The following is a 14,904-nucleotide window of genomic DNA, read 5'->3' as shown; positions in this document are numbered from 1 at the left end:
CGGCCCGACGGAGCGGAGGGACAAATGACAACCGAAAACCAGACCGATGATGTCGTTCTTGCCGAGGGCGTGGACGAGGAAACCGTCGAGGCCAACCGACGGCTGTTTACAGGCCCTGCCTTCATCCTGATCGCGTCGCTGTCGACGGTCTATGCCGCGTTCCACATGATCGCGCTGAACGGCGTCTCGATCAGCGACTGGACCGGGATCGAAGTCCCCCTCCTGCCGCAATTCCCGCTGGAGACCTGGAATTTCCGCATCGTTCATATCGCCGGGGCGATCGTGCTGGGCTTTCTTCTCTTCTCGGCCCGGCTGTTCCGCGACGCCGACAGACCCGCAACGCCGCTTCTGTCGAAGGCGGGCTTCGTGTTGATGGTGCCGCTGGCAGTGTCGGCCTACACGGTTCTCGGGTTCATCCAGCTGGTCAATTCCGGCACCTTGCCCGAGATGGGAGGACTGACCACCTGGGCCGCCTTCCCCGGGTCCGACCTGTATGACCAGGAACTGATGTGGTTCGGCATCCCGCTACTGGTCGCCACGCTGGGCGCCATCGTGCTGGGCTGGTTCGAGAACGCCCCGCGCGATCGCTTCGCCACTTCGGATATCGTGCTGGCGGCCTGCGGGGTCGTGGTCGCGCTCTACCTCGTGCCGATCTATTCCACCGCCGCGCGCAACTCGGTCGGCACCCCCTTCGTGCCCATCGGCGTGGCCTTCGCCGCGACGGCAGGCACTGCTCTGATCATGGAGTTGACGCGCCGCGTCGCGGGCCTGGCACTGGTGATCATCACCGGTGTCTTCCTGCTCTATACCTTCACCGCGCACCTGCTGCCGGGGATCCTGGCGGTGCAGACCCCCTATAGCTGGCAACGATTCTTCGGCCATGTCTATTCCGACGCGGGCATTCTGGGGCCGACCACGGCGGTCTCTTCGACCTATATCATCCTGTTCATCATCTTCGCGGCCTTCCTGCAGGCCTCGAAGGTGGGCGACTATTTCGTCAACTTCGCCTTCGCCGCCGCCGGGCGCGCCCGGGGCGGCCCGGCCAAGGTGGCGATCTTCGCCTCGGGCCTCATGGGCATGATCAACGGCACCAGTGCCGGCAACGTGGTGGCCACCGGGTCACTGACCATCCCGCTGATGAAGAAGGTCGGCTACCACAAGCGCACCGCCGGCGCGATCGAGGCCGCGGCCTCGACCGGGGGGCAGATCATGCCGCCCATCATGGGCGCCGGCGCTTTCATCATGGCCGAGATCACCGGCATTCCCTATACCGAGATCGCGATCGCGGCGATCATCCCGGCGGTGCTCTACTTCGCGTCGATCTATTTCATGGTCGACCTGGAGGCCGCCAAGCTGGGCATGCGCGGGATGCGCGAGGATGAATTGCCCAAGCTGCGCGCCATGGTGCGCCGGGTGTTCCTGTTCCTGCCGATCATCATCCTGATCGTGGCGCTCTTCATGGGCTATTCGGTGATCCGGGCAGGCACGCTGGCGACGGTCGCGGCGGCAGTGGTCAGCTGGCTGGCCCCGGCCGAGATGCGGCTGACGCGGCTGGTCTTCCCCAGCGCCACCGGTGAACAATCCCTGATCCGGTCGCTGCTTTTGCAGGCCGCCATCGTGGGCACCATGGTGGCGCTGGCCTATGGCTTCTTCGCCGTTATCGAGGTGCTTGACCAATGGGTCGTGGCCGTAGCTGGGGTATTGCTGGTCGTGGGCCTCGGCGCGCTGGCTGTGCTGCGGCGGAGGGACTCCGATGCCGGCCCCAAGGGCGATGCGGAACACAGCGCGATGAATCTCGGCTCGGTGCTCAAGGCGTTCGAACTGGCCGGGATCATGTCGATCCAGATCATCGCGGTCTGTGCCTGCGCGGGGATCATCGTGGGCGTCATCAGCCTGACCGGTGTCGGCGCGCGCTTCTCCTCGATGCTGCTGGAGATCGCGGCGGCAAGCCAGCTTCTGGCGCTGTTCTTCGCGATGTGTATTGCCATTCTTCTGGGCATGGGGATGCCGACGACGGCCGCCTATGCGGTGGCCGCCTCGGTCGTCGCGCCGGGCCTGGTCGAACTGGGCATTCCGCAGCTGACCGCGCATTTCTTCGTCTTCTACTTCGCGGTGGTCTCTGCGATCACGCCGCCGGTTGCGTTGGCCTCCTACGCGGCGGCAGGGGTGTCGGGCGCGAACCCGATGGCAACCTCCGTCACCTCGTTCAAGATCGGGATCGCCGCCTTCGTGGTGCCGTTCATGTTCTTCTACAACTCGGCCATCCTGATGGACGGCACCTGGTTCGAGGTGATCCGCGCCGGCCTGACCGCCACGGTGGGCGTCTTCCTGTTGTCCTGCGGCATGCAAGGCTGGTTCCTGGGATCGCGCATCGCCTGGTTCCTGCGGTTGGGCCTCGTGGTGGCCGCCCTGTTCATGATCGAAGGGGGCTGGTTCACCGACATGATCGGCGTCGGATCGGCCGTCGTGGTGTTCCTGGTCCAGCGGTTTCTGCATCCCTCGCCCGATACCGGTTTCGACGTGCGCGGCGCGGATTGAGGGCGCTCGCCTTCTGCACATCGAAAGGCCGTCCCTTGATCGGGGCGGCCTTTTCCGTTTGCGCCGCCGCTCTCTGCCCGACGGTCAGGCGGGCCCGCCCCCGACATCCCCGGGCGCGACCGAGACCGATTTGACGATGGCATGAAGCGCCACCCCCGGGGCCAGCCCCATCGCCGTTGCCGACCGTTCCGTGATCCGCGCCAGCACCCGGCCTGCCGCCGTATCCAGCGCCACCATGACGCCCGGCCCCGCGCCCGGGCGCAGCTCGGCCACGATCCCCGGCAGTATATTCAGCGCCGAAAGCCCATCCGGCTTGTGGCGCGACAGGATCACGTCGTGGGCCGCGATGCGAAGCCGCACCGGCGCCCCTTCCGCAAGGTCGAGCCGCGGCAGGAACAGCGGCACGCCGCCAGCCTCGAGCTCGGTCAATCCATCGGCATGCTGGCGGGCCACATGCGCCACAAGGATCGCCCCGGCCTCTCGCGCGCCGGCCGGCAGAACCGCGGGATCGCCCAGCACCTCGGCCGCCGGGCCCTGTCGCAGAACCCGGCCATCCTTCAGCGCCACCACGCTGGTTGCCAGGCGCCCGACTTCGGTCGCGGCATGGCTGACATAGAGGATCGGCACGCTGACCTCGTCGCGCAGCCGCTCGAAATAGGGCAGGATCTCCGCCTTGCGCGCCTCGTCCAGCGCGGCCAGCGGTTCATCGGCCAGGATCAGTTGCGGCGCGGCCAGCAGGGCGCGGCCAATGGCGACCCGCTGCTTTTCCCCGCCCGAAAGCGCCCCGGGCCGGCGATCCAGCAGAGCGCCGATCCCCAGCATCTCGACCACGCGGGCCATGTCCTCGCGCGGGGTATGGGCGGGCGCGAACCGCGCGCCATAGGTCAGGTTGCGGCGAACGGTCATGTGCGGGAACAGCCGCCCCTCCTGGAAGATGTATCCGACGCGCCGGCGATGTGGCGGCAGCCAGATACCCGCCCCTGTGTCCAGCAGCACCCGGCCATCCGCCACGATCCGCCCCGCCTGCGGACGAGAGAGGCCCGCGACGGCATTGACGATGCTGGTCTTGCCCGCACCCGATCGCCCGAACAGCACGGTCAGCCCCGCGGGCGCCTCGAATGCCACGTCGAGCGTGAAGCCCGGCAGGTCCTGTTTCAGAGCTACTTCAAGCATCGCGCCCCCCGATCCGCGCCGCGACCCGGCGCGACACCCATTCCGACACCGCAAGGGCCAGCGCGGCCAAGGCGACGGACAAGACGGCCAGCCGCGCGGCGCGGGCGCCACCGCCGGGAGTTTCCAGCGCCAGGTCGATGGCCAGCGGGATGGTCTGGGTCTGGCCGGGAATGTTGGACACGAAGGTGATCGTCGCCCCGAATTCCCCCATGCCCTTGGCAAAGGCCAGCACGGTGCCCGCAAGGATGCCCGGCACGATCAGCGGCAATGTCACGGTCAGGAAAATCCACGTCCGCGTGGCCCCCAGCGTCGCCGCCGCCTCCTCAAGTTTGGGGTCCACCGCCTCGATCGACAGGCGCACCGCCCGCACCAGGAACGGAAAGGCCATGACCCCCGAGGCCAGCGCCGCCCCGGTCCAGCGAAAGGCGAAGGTGACGCCGAAAACGCGGTCCAGAAACCCGCCGACGGGCCCCTGTGTGCCAAACGTCAGCAAGAGCAGATACCCCGTGACCACCGGCGGCATGATCAGGGGCAGATGCACCACGATGTTCAGCACCTCGCGCCCTGGAAAGCGCCAGCGCGCAAGGGCGTAGGCCACGAAGATACCGAATGGCAGGCTGACCGCCGTGGCCCAGAGCGCCACGCGCAGCGACAGGCGCACCGCCTCCCATTCCGCCGCAGTCAGCCAATCAGTCATCGGTTGGGGCCAGCATGGTGAATCCCTCGACCTCGAAGATCGCCCGGGCCTCGCCCCCTTGCAGGTAGGCCAGGAACGCGCCGGTCAGCGCTGTGTCGCTACGGGCCAGGGCCGCGACGGGATAGAGGATCGGCGGATGGCTGTCCGCCGGAAAGGTGCCGACGACCGAAACCGCGCTTTCTGCCTTGGCATCCGTGGCATAGACGATGCCATAGGGCGCCTCGCCCAGCGCCACCAGTGCCAGCGCGGCGCGGACGTTGCCGGCCTGTGCGACCTTCGGCGCCACGGCGTCCCATTGGCCCAGCGAAGTCAGCGCCGCCTTGCCGTAGATGCCCGCCGGGACCGCCTCGACAAGGGCCATGGCCAGGCGGCCGTTGCCCAGCATGGCGGACAGGTCCATGTCGGGGCCGATCTCGACCGGGTCGGCCTCCAGTTCGGCAGCGATCAGCACAAGCGCATTCGACAACAGATCGACCCGCGTGCCCGGCGCCAGCAGCCCGTCCGAGGCCAGCGCATCCATCCAGTCCGTATTGGCCGAGATGAAGACATCCGCCGGCGCGCCCTGCCGGATCTGCCGCGCCAGGGCAGAGGATCCGGCATAGGCGACGGTCAGGTCATGTCCTGTCGCGGCTTCGAACCCGGCCTCGACCTCGGTCATGGCATTGGTCAGGCTCGACGCCGCGAAGACGGTGATGTCATCAGCCGAGGCCGGCCCCGCGAGCGACAGCGCGATCGTGGCGGCTCGGCATAGGACTGCGCGTGTCATGACGGGTGGCTCCAGAGTGATATGTTTCGCGAAACATATCGCAAGCACAGGCCGCGCAGGTCAAGCCTCATGTGTCGCCCGCGCCATCGCGGGTCAGGTTATGCAGCGCCATGAGTTGCTCGGCACCGCCCCTGGCCGCCGCCTCTTCGAAGTCGCGGTAGAGCCCCAGCACCTCGCGCCCCAGATCGGTCAGCACCGCGCCGCCGCCGCCGGGGCCGCCCCGCGTGCTTTCGACGAGCGGCCCGCGAAACATCGCGTTCAGCGTGCCGATCAGGTCCCAGGCGCGCTTGTAGGACATGCCCATCTCGCGCCCGGCCCCCGCGATGGACCCGGTGCGGGCAATCCCGTCGAGCAGGTCGGCCTTGCCCGGCCCGATCATCTCGTCCTCGTCGAAGACGATACGAATGCGCAGGCGGCCCGGTGGGTCGGTCGGCATGAGGTCAGCCCCTCTCCTGGTGACGTTGACCCGCCCGGTATCGCAAGCCATCCGGTTCGCGACAAGTCCGCACCGCTGGACAAGCCCGTCGCCACGCCCGATACAACCGAGAACACCCGAAAGGATGCACCATGATCCGACCCGAAGACCCCGATCACCGCGCCTGGGCGCTGATGGACGCCGCCCGGCAACTGGATTTCTTCCGCGCCAGCCTGAACCCGGCCGGCGGGTTCTTTCAATTGGGCCATGATGGCAGCCCGCTGCCCGACCGCCCGCAGGAACTGCACGCCACCACGCGCATGGTGCATTCCTATGCCCTTGGCAAACTGGCGGGCTTTGCCGATTGCGATGAGATGATCGATGCGGGCATGCGCTACCTGGCCAGCCACCACCGCGACAAAACCCATGGCGGCTATGTCTGGGGAATGACGGGCGACACGGTCAGCGATGGCCGCAAGCTGGCCTACGGCCATGTTTTCGTGCTGCTGGCCGGGTCCAGCGCGCTGGCCGTTGGCCACCCGGACGCGCGAGCACTGATCGACGACGTGACCGAGGTGCTGGAGAACCGGTTCTGGGAACCGGACAACGGGCGGTTCTGTGATGAATTCAACCGCGACTGGACGCCCTTTTCGACCTATCGCGGCATGAATGCCAATATGCACGGTGTCGAGGCTTTGCTGGCCGCGCATGAAGCGACGGGGGCGGACCGCTACCTGCACATGGCGGGCCGGATTCTCGATTTCTTCCTGGGCGAGGTCGCCCCCCAAGAGGGCAACCGCCTGCCCGAACACTACCGCGCCGACTGGTCCATTGACCGCGCCTATAGCGAAGACCCGATGTTCCGTCCGCCGGGCACCACGCCAGGCCATTCCTTCGAGATGGCGCGGCTCTTGCTGCAATACTGGGACATGACCGGACGCGGGGATGACACCGCCCCGGCCCGCGCCCGCGCGCTTGCCTACCGCGCCTTGCAGGACGCCTGGGACGAGGCGCGCGGCGGGCTGGTCTACACGCTGGATTTCGACGGCACCCCGCACATCACCGACCGCTATTGGTGGCCCGTGACCGAGGCCATCGGCACCCTTGCCGCCCTTATGAAGCTGGACGCCACCAAGGAAGACGCCGTCTGGTTCGACCGGCTCTGGCGTTTCGCACAGGCGCACTTCGTGGATACGGCACGCGGCGGCTGGTTCCCCGAGATCGACGAGCCGGGCCTGCCGACCGAACGCCAGTTCATCGGCAAACCCGATATCTACCACGCCCTGCAGGCGGATTTGCTGCCGCTGACCTCGGGCCTGTCGGGCTACTACACCACGCTCAAAGAGCTGCGCGTCTAGGCATCTACAACGCCACCGCCTGCCCGGTCAGGGCACTTTCCTGCGCCGCCAATCCGATGCGCACGGCGGCCATACCATCCTCCAGCGTCACCTCGGGGCTGCCCTCGCCACGCAGCACCGCGTTGAAGCGTTGATGCTGGTAGAAGGTCGACCCGTTATGGTCACCGGCGGCCAGCAATTCCGGGTCCACAGGCACCTCGCTGACCACCGGCCCCTTCGGCGCACGGGGGCTGATGATCAGTTGCGGCACCGGCGCCTCGCCCAGGGCCTTGGGCCAGAACCGGCCCGGCCCCGGCACCAGCGCCTCGATCTTGCCCTTTGGGCCAACGGCGCTGATCTCTTCCTGGTAGCGCGAGCCTTCGGCGAACATGCACAATTCCAGCATGGCCCGCGCCCCACCCGCGAAATCAAGGATCACGTAGCCATTGTCCCAGATATCGGGCACGCGGCCATCATAGCTTTCGGTCTTGTGGTTCAGGGTCTGGCCCGCGCTGGCCATGACGCGCACCGGCTCATCGCGCAGGATCAGCCGCATCAGGTCGAAGAAGTGACAGCACTTTTCAACCAGCGTCCCGCCGGTATTGGCATTGAACCGGTTCCAGTTGCCGATCTTGGGCAGGAACGGAAAACGATGTTCGCGGATCGTCAGCATGGAAATTCCGCCGGTCGCATGCTCGGCCTGCTGCAAAAGGGCCGCGATCGGGGGCATGTAGCGGTATTCCATCGCCACCCAGATCGGCGCCGGGTAGGTGGCCTTGAGCTCCTCCAGAAACGCCACGTCGCCCGGATCGGTGAAGAGCGGCTTTTCACACAGCACCGGCAAGGGGCGCAGGTCTCGAATGCGGTGCAACTGTTCCACATGCAGGTTGTTGGGGCTGACGATGACGAACGCATCCACCTGCGGGTGCTGGATGAGGTCGTCGAGCGTCGCGCAGACCTGCGCATCCCCGGCCAGCGTGGCCGCGCTCTCTGCCAGGTCCGGCACCGGGTCATAGACTGCCGCCACCCGCCCCTGCGGCAGAAGCTTGATGTTCTCGATATGCTCGCGCCCCATCATGCCGCAGCCGATGATGCCATAGTTGATCATGCCTGGTATCCCTTGCCCAATCTGCTGATATAGATGACCCCGGACGGATCGAACCATGTCCGGGAAAACTCGACCGCGCGGCCGTCCGGGTCGCGGCCAATGCGTTCCACGTAGCCTGCCATTTCGCCCGCCTGCATGGAAAAGCGAGAATCGCCCCAATCCGGCACCGGCGCGATACTGATCTGGTCCGTGGCGTTCATGATCACCAGACCCAGACGCTCCCGGTAGAACAGGTAGAGCGATTCCGACACTTCGTTTTCTTCGATCCTGGCCGCAAGGCCGGCGTCCAGCCAGATTTCCTCCAGCGCGGCGGGACGATCATCGAGAAAACGCAGCCGCCGAAACCGCCAGCCCTCTCCCGAGGAGCCGAATTCCGGCGCATCGACAGGCTTTGCAAGCCGGTCAACCGACAGCAGCTCTGCGGTGGGCAGTCCACCGCCCCCGATCCGCTCCAGCCTCAACATGGCATAGACCGACGAGACCGTCGCGCGGGCGCGGATATAGTTTCCCGACCCCTGCACCCTCTCCAGCAATCCCTTTTTCGCCAGCTGGTCCAAAGCCTTGCGCAGGGTCCCCACGGCGATTCCCAGTTCTGCGGCCATGTCCCGTTCGGGCGGCAGGCGGGTGCCGTCGGGCAAGCGGCCCGCGGCGATGTCGCGGATCAGCATTTCACTGATCTGAACGTATTTGGGCAGCGCCGCCGAGGGGCGTCCCCCCGCTCGTCCACGGGCCATTCCCGTCTCCTCCCTGAATGCCCCATTCTGCGGGGGCAAAAATTGATACAGTATTGATGCATCAATCTTCGAGTGCTACGCAAGAGGAAACGACCCCGAATCCGGGGCGCACAGGGAGGAATGAAGTATGACCGTCGTGCCCGTCACGTCGCCCGATCTCGATGCTCCGGAAGTCAGCTGGTTCTCGGCGCTTTGCGGTGACGACTACCGCTATATGGGCGTGCCGGACAGCGCGCTGGCCCCCACCTGGGAGCATTGCCGCAACATCGTGCTGGAGGCCGAGAAACAGGGGTTTCGCAATATCCTCGCCCCGTCTTCCTACCAGGTGGGGCAGGATACGCTGACCTTCGTCGCGGGAATGCTGCCGCAGCTGGAAAAGATGAACATGCTGGCCGCGATCCGCTGCGGCGAAGTGCAGCCGATCATGCTGGCGCGCACCATCGCCACGCTGGACCACATGGCCAAGGGCAAGCTGACCCTGAACATCATCTCTTCGGACTTCCCGGGCGAGAAGGCCGACAGCAACTACCGCTACCAGCGGTCGCGCGAGGTGGTCGAGATCCTCAAACAGTGCTGGACCCAGGACGAGATCAATTACGAGGGCGAGATCTATAACTTCAAGGGCCTGCCCACGGACCCGGCCAAGCCCTATCAGCAGAACGGCGGCCCGCTTCTGTATTTCGGGGGCTATTCGCCGGCGGCGCTGGAACTGTGTGGCCAGCATTGCGACACCTACCTGATGTGGCCCGAACCGAAAGAACAGATCGCCCAGCGCATGAAGGACGTGAACGCGGTGGCCGAACGCTATGGCCGCACGCTGGATTACGGCCTGCGCGTGCATGTGGTTGTGCGCGACACCGAGGCCGAGGCCCGCGAATACGCCGAAAGCCTCGTGTCCAAGCTGGATGACGAATACGGTCGCCTGATCCGCGAACGCAGCCACGACGCGCATTCTCTGGGCGTCAGCCACCAGGCCCGCGCCCGCGAACTGGCCGACCAGTTCGGCTATGTAGAACGCCACCTGTGGACCGGGATCGGGCGCGCCCGTTCCGGCTGTGGCGCGGCCATCGTCGGTTCGGCCGACCAAGTGCTCAGCGAAATCGAAGAATACAAGAAGATGGGCATTCGCGCCTTCATCTTCTCGGGCTACCCTCACATTGACGAATGTGAACATTTCGGCCGCCTTGTCATGCCGGAACTCAAGACTAGTTCGTTGCCGCACGCCTACGGGCGCGTGCCCTCCGAAACCCCGGACACCCCCCTTTCTGGAAAGCGACGCTGAATATGGATCGTATCGAGCTGCAACCCGACCTGTCCCTCAGCCGCATCGTCTACGGCATGTGGCGGCTGGGCGACGACACAGACACCAGCCCGGCCCATGTGCAGGCCAAGATCGAGGCCTGCCTGGAACAGGGCATCACCACCATGGACCAGGCCGACATCTATGGCGGCTACATGGCCGAGGAAATCATGGGCGCCGGCCTGACCCAGTCCATCAAGGACCAGATCGAGGTCGTGACCAAATGCGATATCGTGGCGCCCATGGGCCGCTACGCGGATGCGAAGGTGAAGTATTACGACACCAGCCGCGCGCATATCCTCGCCTCGGTCGACCACTCCCTGCGCCTGATGGGGCTCGACAAGATCGACCTGCTGCTGGTCCATCGCCCCGATCCGCTGATGGATCACAACGAAACCGGCGCGGCGCTGGACGAGGTCGTGGCCAGTGGCAAGGTCCGCGCGGTGGGCGTGTCGAATTTCAAGCTGCATGACTGGACGCTGCTGCAATCGGCGATGAAGACCAAACTGGTCACCAACCAGATCGAATTGAGCCTTGGCGCGCATCAGGGCTTTACCAATGGCGACGTGGCCTATCTGCAGGAACGTGGCATTCCACCGATGGCCTGGTCCCCGCTGGGCGGCGGGGCGCTGATGACCGCCGATGATGATCTGGGCCGCGCCATGGATGCCGTGGCCAAGGCCGATGGAGTCGACCGCGCCGCCGTCGCCGTGGCCTGGCTGCTGGCCCATCCGGCCCGTATCATGCCGGTTATGGGCACCAACAATATCAACCGCATCAAGGGTTTTTCGGACGCTCTTAAAGTTGACATGACACGGGAACGCTGGTTCGAACTCTACACGGCCGCGCTCGGGGACGAGGTGCCGTGACGTGGATGGCAACTGGGGACATCAGATGAACGGTTTCGATCCCGTGGACGATCCGCGCGCCTACCGCACAGCGCTCGGCAGCTTTGCCACCGGCGTGACGGTCGTGACGGTGCCCAGCGCGGATGGCCCCGTGGGCATAACCGCCAACAGCTTTTCCAGCGTGTCGCTGGACCCGCCATTGGTGCTTTGGTCGCCGGCCAAGTCGTCCAAGCGGTTCGACTATTTCAAGGACGCGCCGCATTTCGCTATTCACGTGCTGGACAGCCACCAGCGCGACGTTTGCGATGGCTTCACCCGCGACAAGCACGCGTTTGACGGGCTGGACTGGGTGACCGGGGATCATGATGTGCCGCATATCCGCGGCTGTCTGGCCCGCTTCGAATGCACGCTGGACGCCGCCCATGATGCGGGCGACCATGTGATCATCGTGGGTCGTGTGAATCACGCGGCCTTTCGCGACGGCATGCCGCTTCTTTTCCAGGGGGGGCGGTTCGTCGGCATAAAGGGCTGAGGCCCGACCCGGGCGCGCGCGTCGAGGAGGAGGCGCGCGCCCAGCAAGGACCGGACACTCAATAAGTCCGGCCTGAAAGAAAAAGGGGCCATCCCGGCCCCGCGAACAGGGAGGAGGAGCCGCCATGGCGGTTTTGCTGAGGGTCCTTTGGCCGCTGGAGCGGCTCAATACCGGCCTTCTGGCCGTGGGCCGTGTGATCGCGGTGATCGCGCTGGCCATTATGGTCTGTCTTATCCTTGGGCAGGTCTTTTTCCGATACGTTCTCAACGATGCGCCCAACTGGACAGAGGAAGGCGCGCGCTTCGGCATGCTGTGGATGACGGGCCTGATGGCGCCACTGGCCTATCGTCAGGGCGGCTTCGTGGCCATCGACATGCTGGAACGCGCCTTGTCCAAGGCGATGGCGACGCTCCTGGGCCTTTTGCTGCTGTTCATCGCGCTCTGGGTTCTGGTGATCGCCTGGGACAAGGGACTCAACAATCATGTCGACAGCCTGTCCGGGCGCGGCTGCTCGTCCTCGCTACGCTGGCCCTTCGGAATCGAGATCGGCAAATGCGGCGAGAAATTCGCCAACAGTTATCAATACGCCGCGCTCTGGGTCGGGGTGAACCTGCTGATCCTGGTCAATATCGAACTGATCCTGCGCGGGATCATCACCCTGTTCGGGGGCGAGGACAGGCTCAGCGACCTGTCCCATGACAAAATGGCGGGGGCTGACTGATGCTTATCTGGTTTCTTCCGCTCTTCCTGATCCTGATCATGATCGGCCTGCCGGTGGTCTTCGCCCTTCTGGCCGCGCCGTTCGGCCTGCTGGTGGTGGACGACCAGGCGCGTCAGCTCTCGGTGCTCTACCGCAACCTCTATAACGGGATGGACAGCTTCCCGCTGATGGCCCTGCCCTTCTTCATGCTGGCCGGCGAGATCATGAACCGCGGCGGCATCACCATCCGCCTCGTGGAATTCTCGCAGGCGATCATGGGGCACCTGCGCGGCGGGCTGGCCCACGTGAACATCCTGTCGTCGATCCTGTTCGCCGGCCTGTCGGGATCGGCTGTGGCCGACACCTCGGCGCTGGGGTCCACGCTTGTTCCGGCGATGGAAAAGAATGGCTATACCCGCAAGTTCGCCGCCGCCGTCACCGCCGCCAGTTCGGTGATCGGGCCAATCATCCCGCCCTCTGGGATCATGATCATCTATGCCTATGTGATGGGCGAAAGCGTCGCGGCCCTGTTCCTGGCCGGGATCGTGCCCGGTATCCTCGTCGGGCTGGGGCTGATGGCCGTGGTGCGGCTGCTGGCCGACCGCTACGACCTGCCCAAGGCCGAACGCATCGTGCGCTCCGACCAGACCATGAGCGTGACCGAGCACTGGGTCAGTTTCGTTCTGCTGCGCATCAACATCGCCGGTCTGCTGATGGCGGTCTATTCCGGCCTGTCGGTGCGGCTCGGACTGGCGACACTGGACGACAACGGCGACAAGCTGCACAGCGTCAACCTGTGGATCGTCTTTGCGGTGACCCTGCTGATCGCCCATGGTCTGCTGATGTATTATCGCGGCAAGGTCAGCCACGATTTCCGCATCGTCTGCAAGAAGGCCGTGGCGCCGCTGCAAACGCCGATCATCATCCTGGGCGGCATCCTCGTCGGCGTCATGACCCCGACCGAGGCCAGCGCCATCGCGGTTTTCTATGCCCTGATCGTCAGCTTTTTCGTCCTGCGGTCGATGTCGATCCGCGACCTGATCGCGGTGCTGCAACGTTCGGCGCTGGCGACCTCGGCGGTGCTGCTGCTGGTTGGTGCGGCGGTGGCGTTCAAGACTGTCGTGTCGCTGTCATATGCCCCGCAGATATTGACCGACATCATCCTGGGGCTGAGCGAGAACCCGTTGATCCTGCTGTTCCTCATCAACATCCTGCTGTTCATCGTGGGCATGTTCCTTGATGCGGGGCCGGCGATCATCATCCTCGGCCCGATCCTCGGCCCGATCTTCGTGGAACTGGGGGTGCACCCGGTCCATTTCGCCATCATCATGTCCGTCAACCTGACGGTGGGACTGGCCACGCCGCCCATGGGGCTGGTGCTCTTCGTAGCCTCGACGGTCAGTCGGGAAAAGGTGGAAACCATCGCCCGCGCGATCCTGCCTTTCCTTGCGGTGGAAATCGCGGTGATCTTCCTGATTACCTATTTCCCGCAGATTTCGATGACGGTTCCCTATCTTGCGGATTTCCTCGGATGTCCGCCGGACGCCGGCTACATGGCTTGCATAAGCCCTGAGCCACAAATCGCAAACTGAGACGACCAGCAAACAGGGAGGAATACCAAATGCTGAAACATCTCCTTACCGCCGCCACGATCTCGGCGGTCTCCGTCGCGGCCCTTCCGGCCGCCGCGCAGGACACGATCACCCTGCGGGCGACGGCCAATTCAAACGAGAATGACGAGGACTATGACGGCCTGATCGTCTTCAAGGACTATGTCGAGGCCGCCTCCAACGGCGCCATCGAGGTGGAACTGTTCATCGGCACGCAGCTGTGTTCGACCGGCGCGGAATGCCTAGAGGGCGTCTCCGAAGGCTCCATCGACATCTACATCTCGACCTCGGGCGGGGCCGCGGGCATCTTCCCCTACGTTCAGGTTCTGGACCTGCCTTACCTGATGGCCAATGATCGCGTTGCCGAACACGTGCTTCAGGGCGATTTCGTGCGCACCATGCGCGACATGGCGCTTGAGGACTCGGGCGACACCATCCGCCTGATGACCATCGGCAACACCGGCGGCTGGCGCAACTTCGCCAACACCCAGCGCCGCATCCAGACGCCGGAAGACATGGAAGGCCTGAAGATCCGCACCGTGGTCGCCGACCTGCCGCAGGAACTGGTCCGCGCCCTTGGCGCCTCGCCCACGCCGATCCCGTGGCCGGAGCTGTTCACGAGCTTCCAGACCGGGGTTGTCGACGGCTCCAAGAACGGGATCACCGACATCATGGGCATGAAATTTCCCGATGCCGGGCTGCAATACATCACGCTGGACGGCCACGCCTACATGGGCGCCCTGTGGTGGATGAACAACGAGAAGTTCCTGTCTATGGACGAGGCCAACCGCCGCGTCGTGATGGATGGCTTCTACGCCCTGCAACAGGCCACCTTCGCCGCGCCCAAGCGCAACTCGATCCAGGCCTATGCCGAATTCGTCGAGGGCGGCGGTGACATCTACGTGCCGACCCCCGAGGAGAAGGCCATGTTCGCCGAGGCCGCGGCCCCAGTGCAGGACTGGTTCCGCGAAAACGTCGATGGCGGGGACCGCATCCTCGATGCGATGATCGCCGCGGTGGACGAGGCCGAGGCCGAGCTGGGCGCCGCCTACGAGGCCGACCTGCAATAAGGCGCGCCGTTAATGACCGGGAAAGGGCCGCCCCTGGGGCGGCCCTTTTTCATGCGCCCAATAGCGGTTTGGCAGG

General features: G+C 65.2%; 14 protein-coding genes. 8 read left to right on the top strand and 6 right to left on the bottom strand.

Annotated features, from left to right (window positions below):
- Window positions 1–24 precede the first annotated feature (24 nt).
- A complete protein-coding gene (locus tag DFK10_RS06305) occupies window positions 25–2,538 on the top strand; it encodes a TRAP transporter permease (RefSeq protein WP_109388038.1) in 2,514 nt (837 codons plus the stop codon).
- A gap of 84 nt (window positions 2,539–2,622) precedes the next feature.
- Here DFK10_RS06305 and modC read toward each other — a convergent pair whose 3' ends face one another.
- From modC to DFK10_RS06285, 4 genes are all read right to left on the bottom strand, one after another.
- Window positions 2,623–3,711: a molybdenum ABC transporter ATP-binding protein gene (gene modC, locus DFK10_RS06300; RefSeq protein ID WP_109387748.1), complete on the bottom strand. Its 1,089-nt coding sequence runs from the start codon at window positions 3,709–3,711 to the stop codon at window positions 2,623–2,625.
- Complete coding sequence (gene modB / locus DFK10_RS06295; RefSeq protein ID WP_109387746.1) at window positions 3,704–4,408, bottom strand: molybdate ABC transporter permease subunit; 705 nt, start codon at window positions 4,406–4,408, stop codon at window positions 3,704–3,706. Before modB ends, modC begins: the two co-directional genes overlap by 8 nt.
- Complete coding sequence (gene modA / locus DFK10_RS06290; RefSeq protein WP_109387744.1) at window positions 4,401–5,174, bottom strand: molybdate ABC transporter substrate-binding protein; 774 nt, start codon at window positions 5,172–5,174, stop codon at window positions 4,401–4,403. The genes modB and modA overlap by 8 nt, the downstream gene beginning before the upstream one ends.
- A gap of 67 nt (window positions 5,175–5,241) precedes the next feature.
- The gene (locus DFK10_RS06285; protein WP_109387742.1) at window positions 5,242–5,610 is read right to left on the bottom strand and encodes a winged helix-turn-helix domain-containing protein; all 369 of its coding nucleotides are present in this window, start codon (window positions 5,608–5,610) and stop codon (window positions 5,242–5,244) included.
- 131 nt (window positions 5,611–5,741) lie between these two features.
- On the opposite strand from DFK10_RS06285, the gene DFK10_RS06280 reads away from it, so the two are divergent.
- Window positions 5,742–6,947: an AGE family epimerase/isomerase gene (locus DFK10_RS06280; RefSeq protein ID WP_109387740.1), complete on the top strand. Its 1,206-nt coding sequence runs from the start codon at window positions 5,742–5,744 to the stop codon at window positions 6,945–6,947.
- Window positions 6,948–6,951: 4 nt separating this feature from the next.
- Here DFK10_RS06280 and DFK10_RS06275 read toward each other — a convergent pair whose 3' ends face one another.
- Both DFK10_RS06275 and DFK10_RS06270 read right to left on the bottom strand, forming a co-directional pair.
- Entirely contained in the window at window positions 6,952–8,034 is a 1,083-nt protein-coding gene (locus tag DFK10_RS06275; RefSeq protein ID WP_109387738.1) for a Gfo/Idh/MocA family protein, read from the bottom strand.
- Window positions 8,031–8,768 (bottom strand): GntR family transcriptional regulator, encoded by a 738-nt coding sequence (locus DFK10_RS06270; RefSeq protein ID WP_109387736.1) that lies wholly within the window; start codon window positions 8,766–8,768, stop codon window positions 8,031–8,033. The genes DFK10_RS06275 and DFK10_RS06270 overlap by 4 nt, the downstream gene beginning before the upstream one ends.
- A 127-nt stretch (window positions 8,769–8,895) precedes the next feature.
- Here DFK10_RS06270 and DFK10_RS06265 point away from each other — a divergent pair, with 127 nt between their 5' ends.
- From DFK10_RS06265 to DFK10_RS06240, 6 genes are all read left to right on the top strand, one after another.
- A complete protein-coding gene (locus DFK10_RS06265; RefSeq protein WP_109387734.1) occupies window positions 8,896–10,050 on the top strand; it encodes an LLM class flavin-dependent oxidoreductase in 1,155 nt (384 codons plus the stop codon).
- A gap of 2 nt (window positions 10,051–10,052) precedes the next feature.
- Window positions 10,053–10,937, top strand: coding sequence for an aldo/keto reductase (locus DFK10_RS06260; protein ID WP_109387732.1), 885 nt, complete (start codon window positions 10,053–10,055; stop codon window positions 10,935–10,937).
- A 25-nt stretch (window positions 10,938–10,962) separates the two neighbouring features.
- Window positions 10,963–11,448, top strand: coding sequence for a flavin reductase family protein (locus tag DFK10_RS06255; protein WP_109387730.1), 486 nt, complete (start codon window positions 10,963–10,965; stop codon window positions 11,446–11,448).
- 124 nt (window positions 11,449–11,572) lie between these two features.
- Window positions 11,573–12,169, top strand: a complete 597-nt coding sequence (locus DFK10_RS06250) for a TRAP transporter small permease (protein WP_109387728.1) — start codon at window positions 11,573–11,575, stop codon at window positions 12,167–12,169.
- Window positions 12,169–13,740: a TRAP transporter large permease gene (locus DFK10_RS06245; RefSeq protein WP_109387726.1), complete on the top strand. Its 1,572-nt coding sequence runs from the start codon at window positions 12,169–12,171 to the stop codon at window positions 13,738–13,740. The genes DFK10_RS06250 and DFK10_RS06245 overlap by 1 nt, the downstream gene beginning before the upstream one ends.
- Window positions 13,741–13,769: 29 nt before the next feature.
- On the top strand, window positions 13,770–14,828 hold the full coding sequence (locus DFK10_RS06240; RefSeq protein ID WP_109387724.1) for a TRAP transporter substrate-binding protein: 1,059 nt from the start codon (window positions 13,770–13,772) through the stop codon (window positions 14,826–14,828).
- Window positions 14,829–14,904: the final 76 nt, after the last annotated feature.

This window comes from Salibaculum griseiflavum (assembly GCF_003129565.1).
GTDB lineage: Bacteria > Pseudomonadota > Alphaproteobacteria > Rhodobacterales > Rhodobacteraceae > Salibaculum > Salibaculum griseiflavum.
Note: the sequence above shows the minus strand (reverse complement) of the source record. Positions and strands in the feature narration are given on the sequence as shown.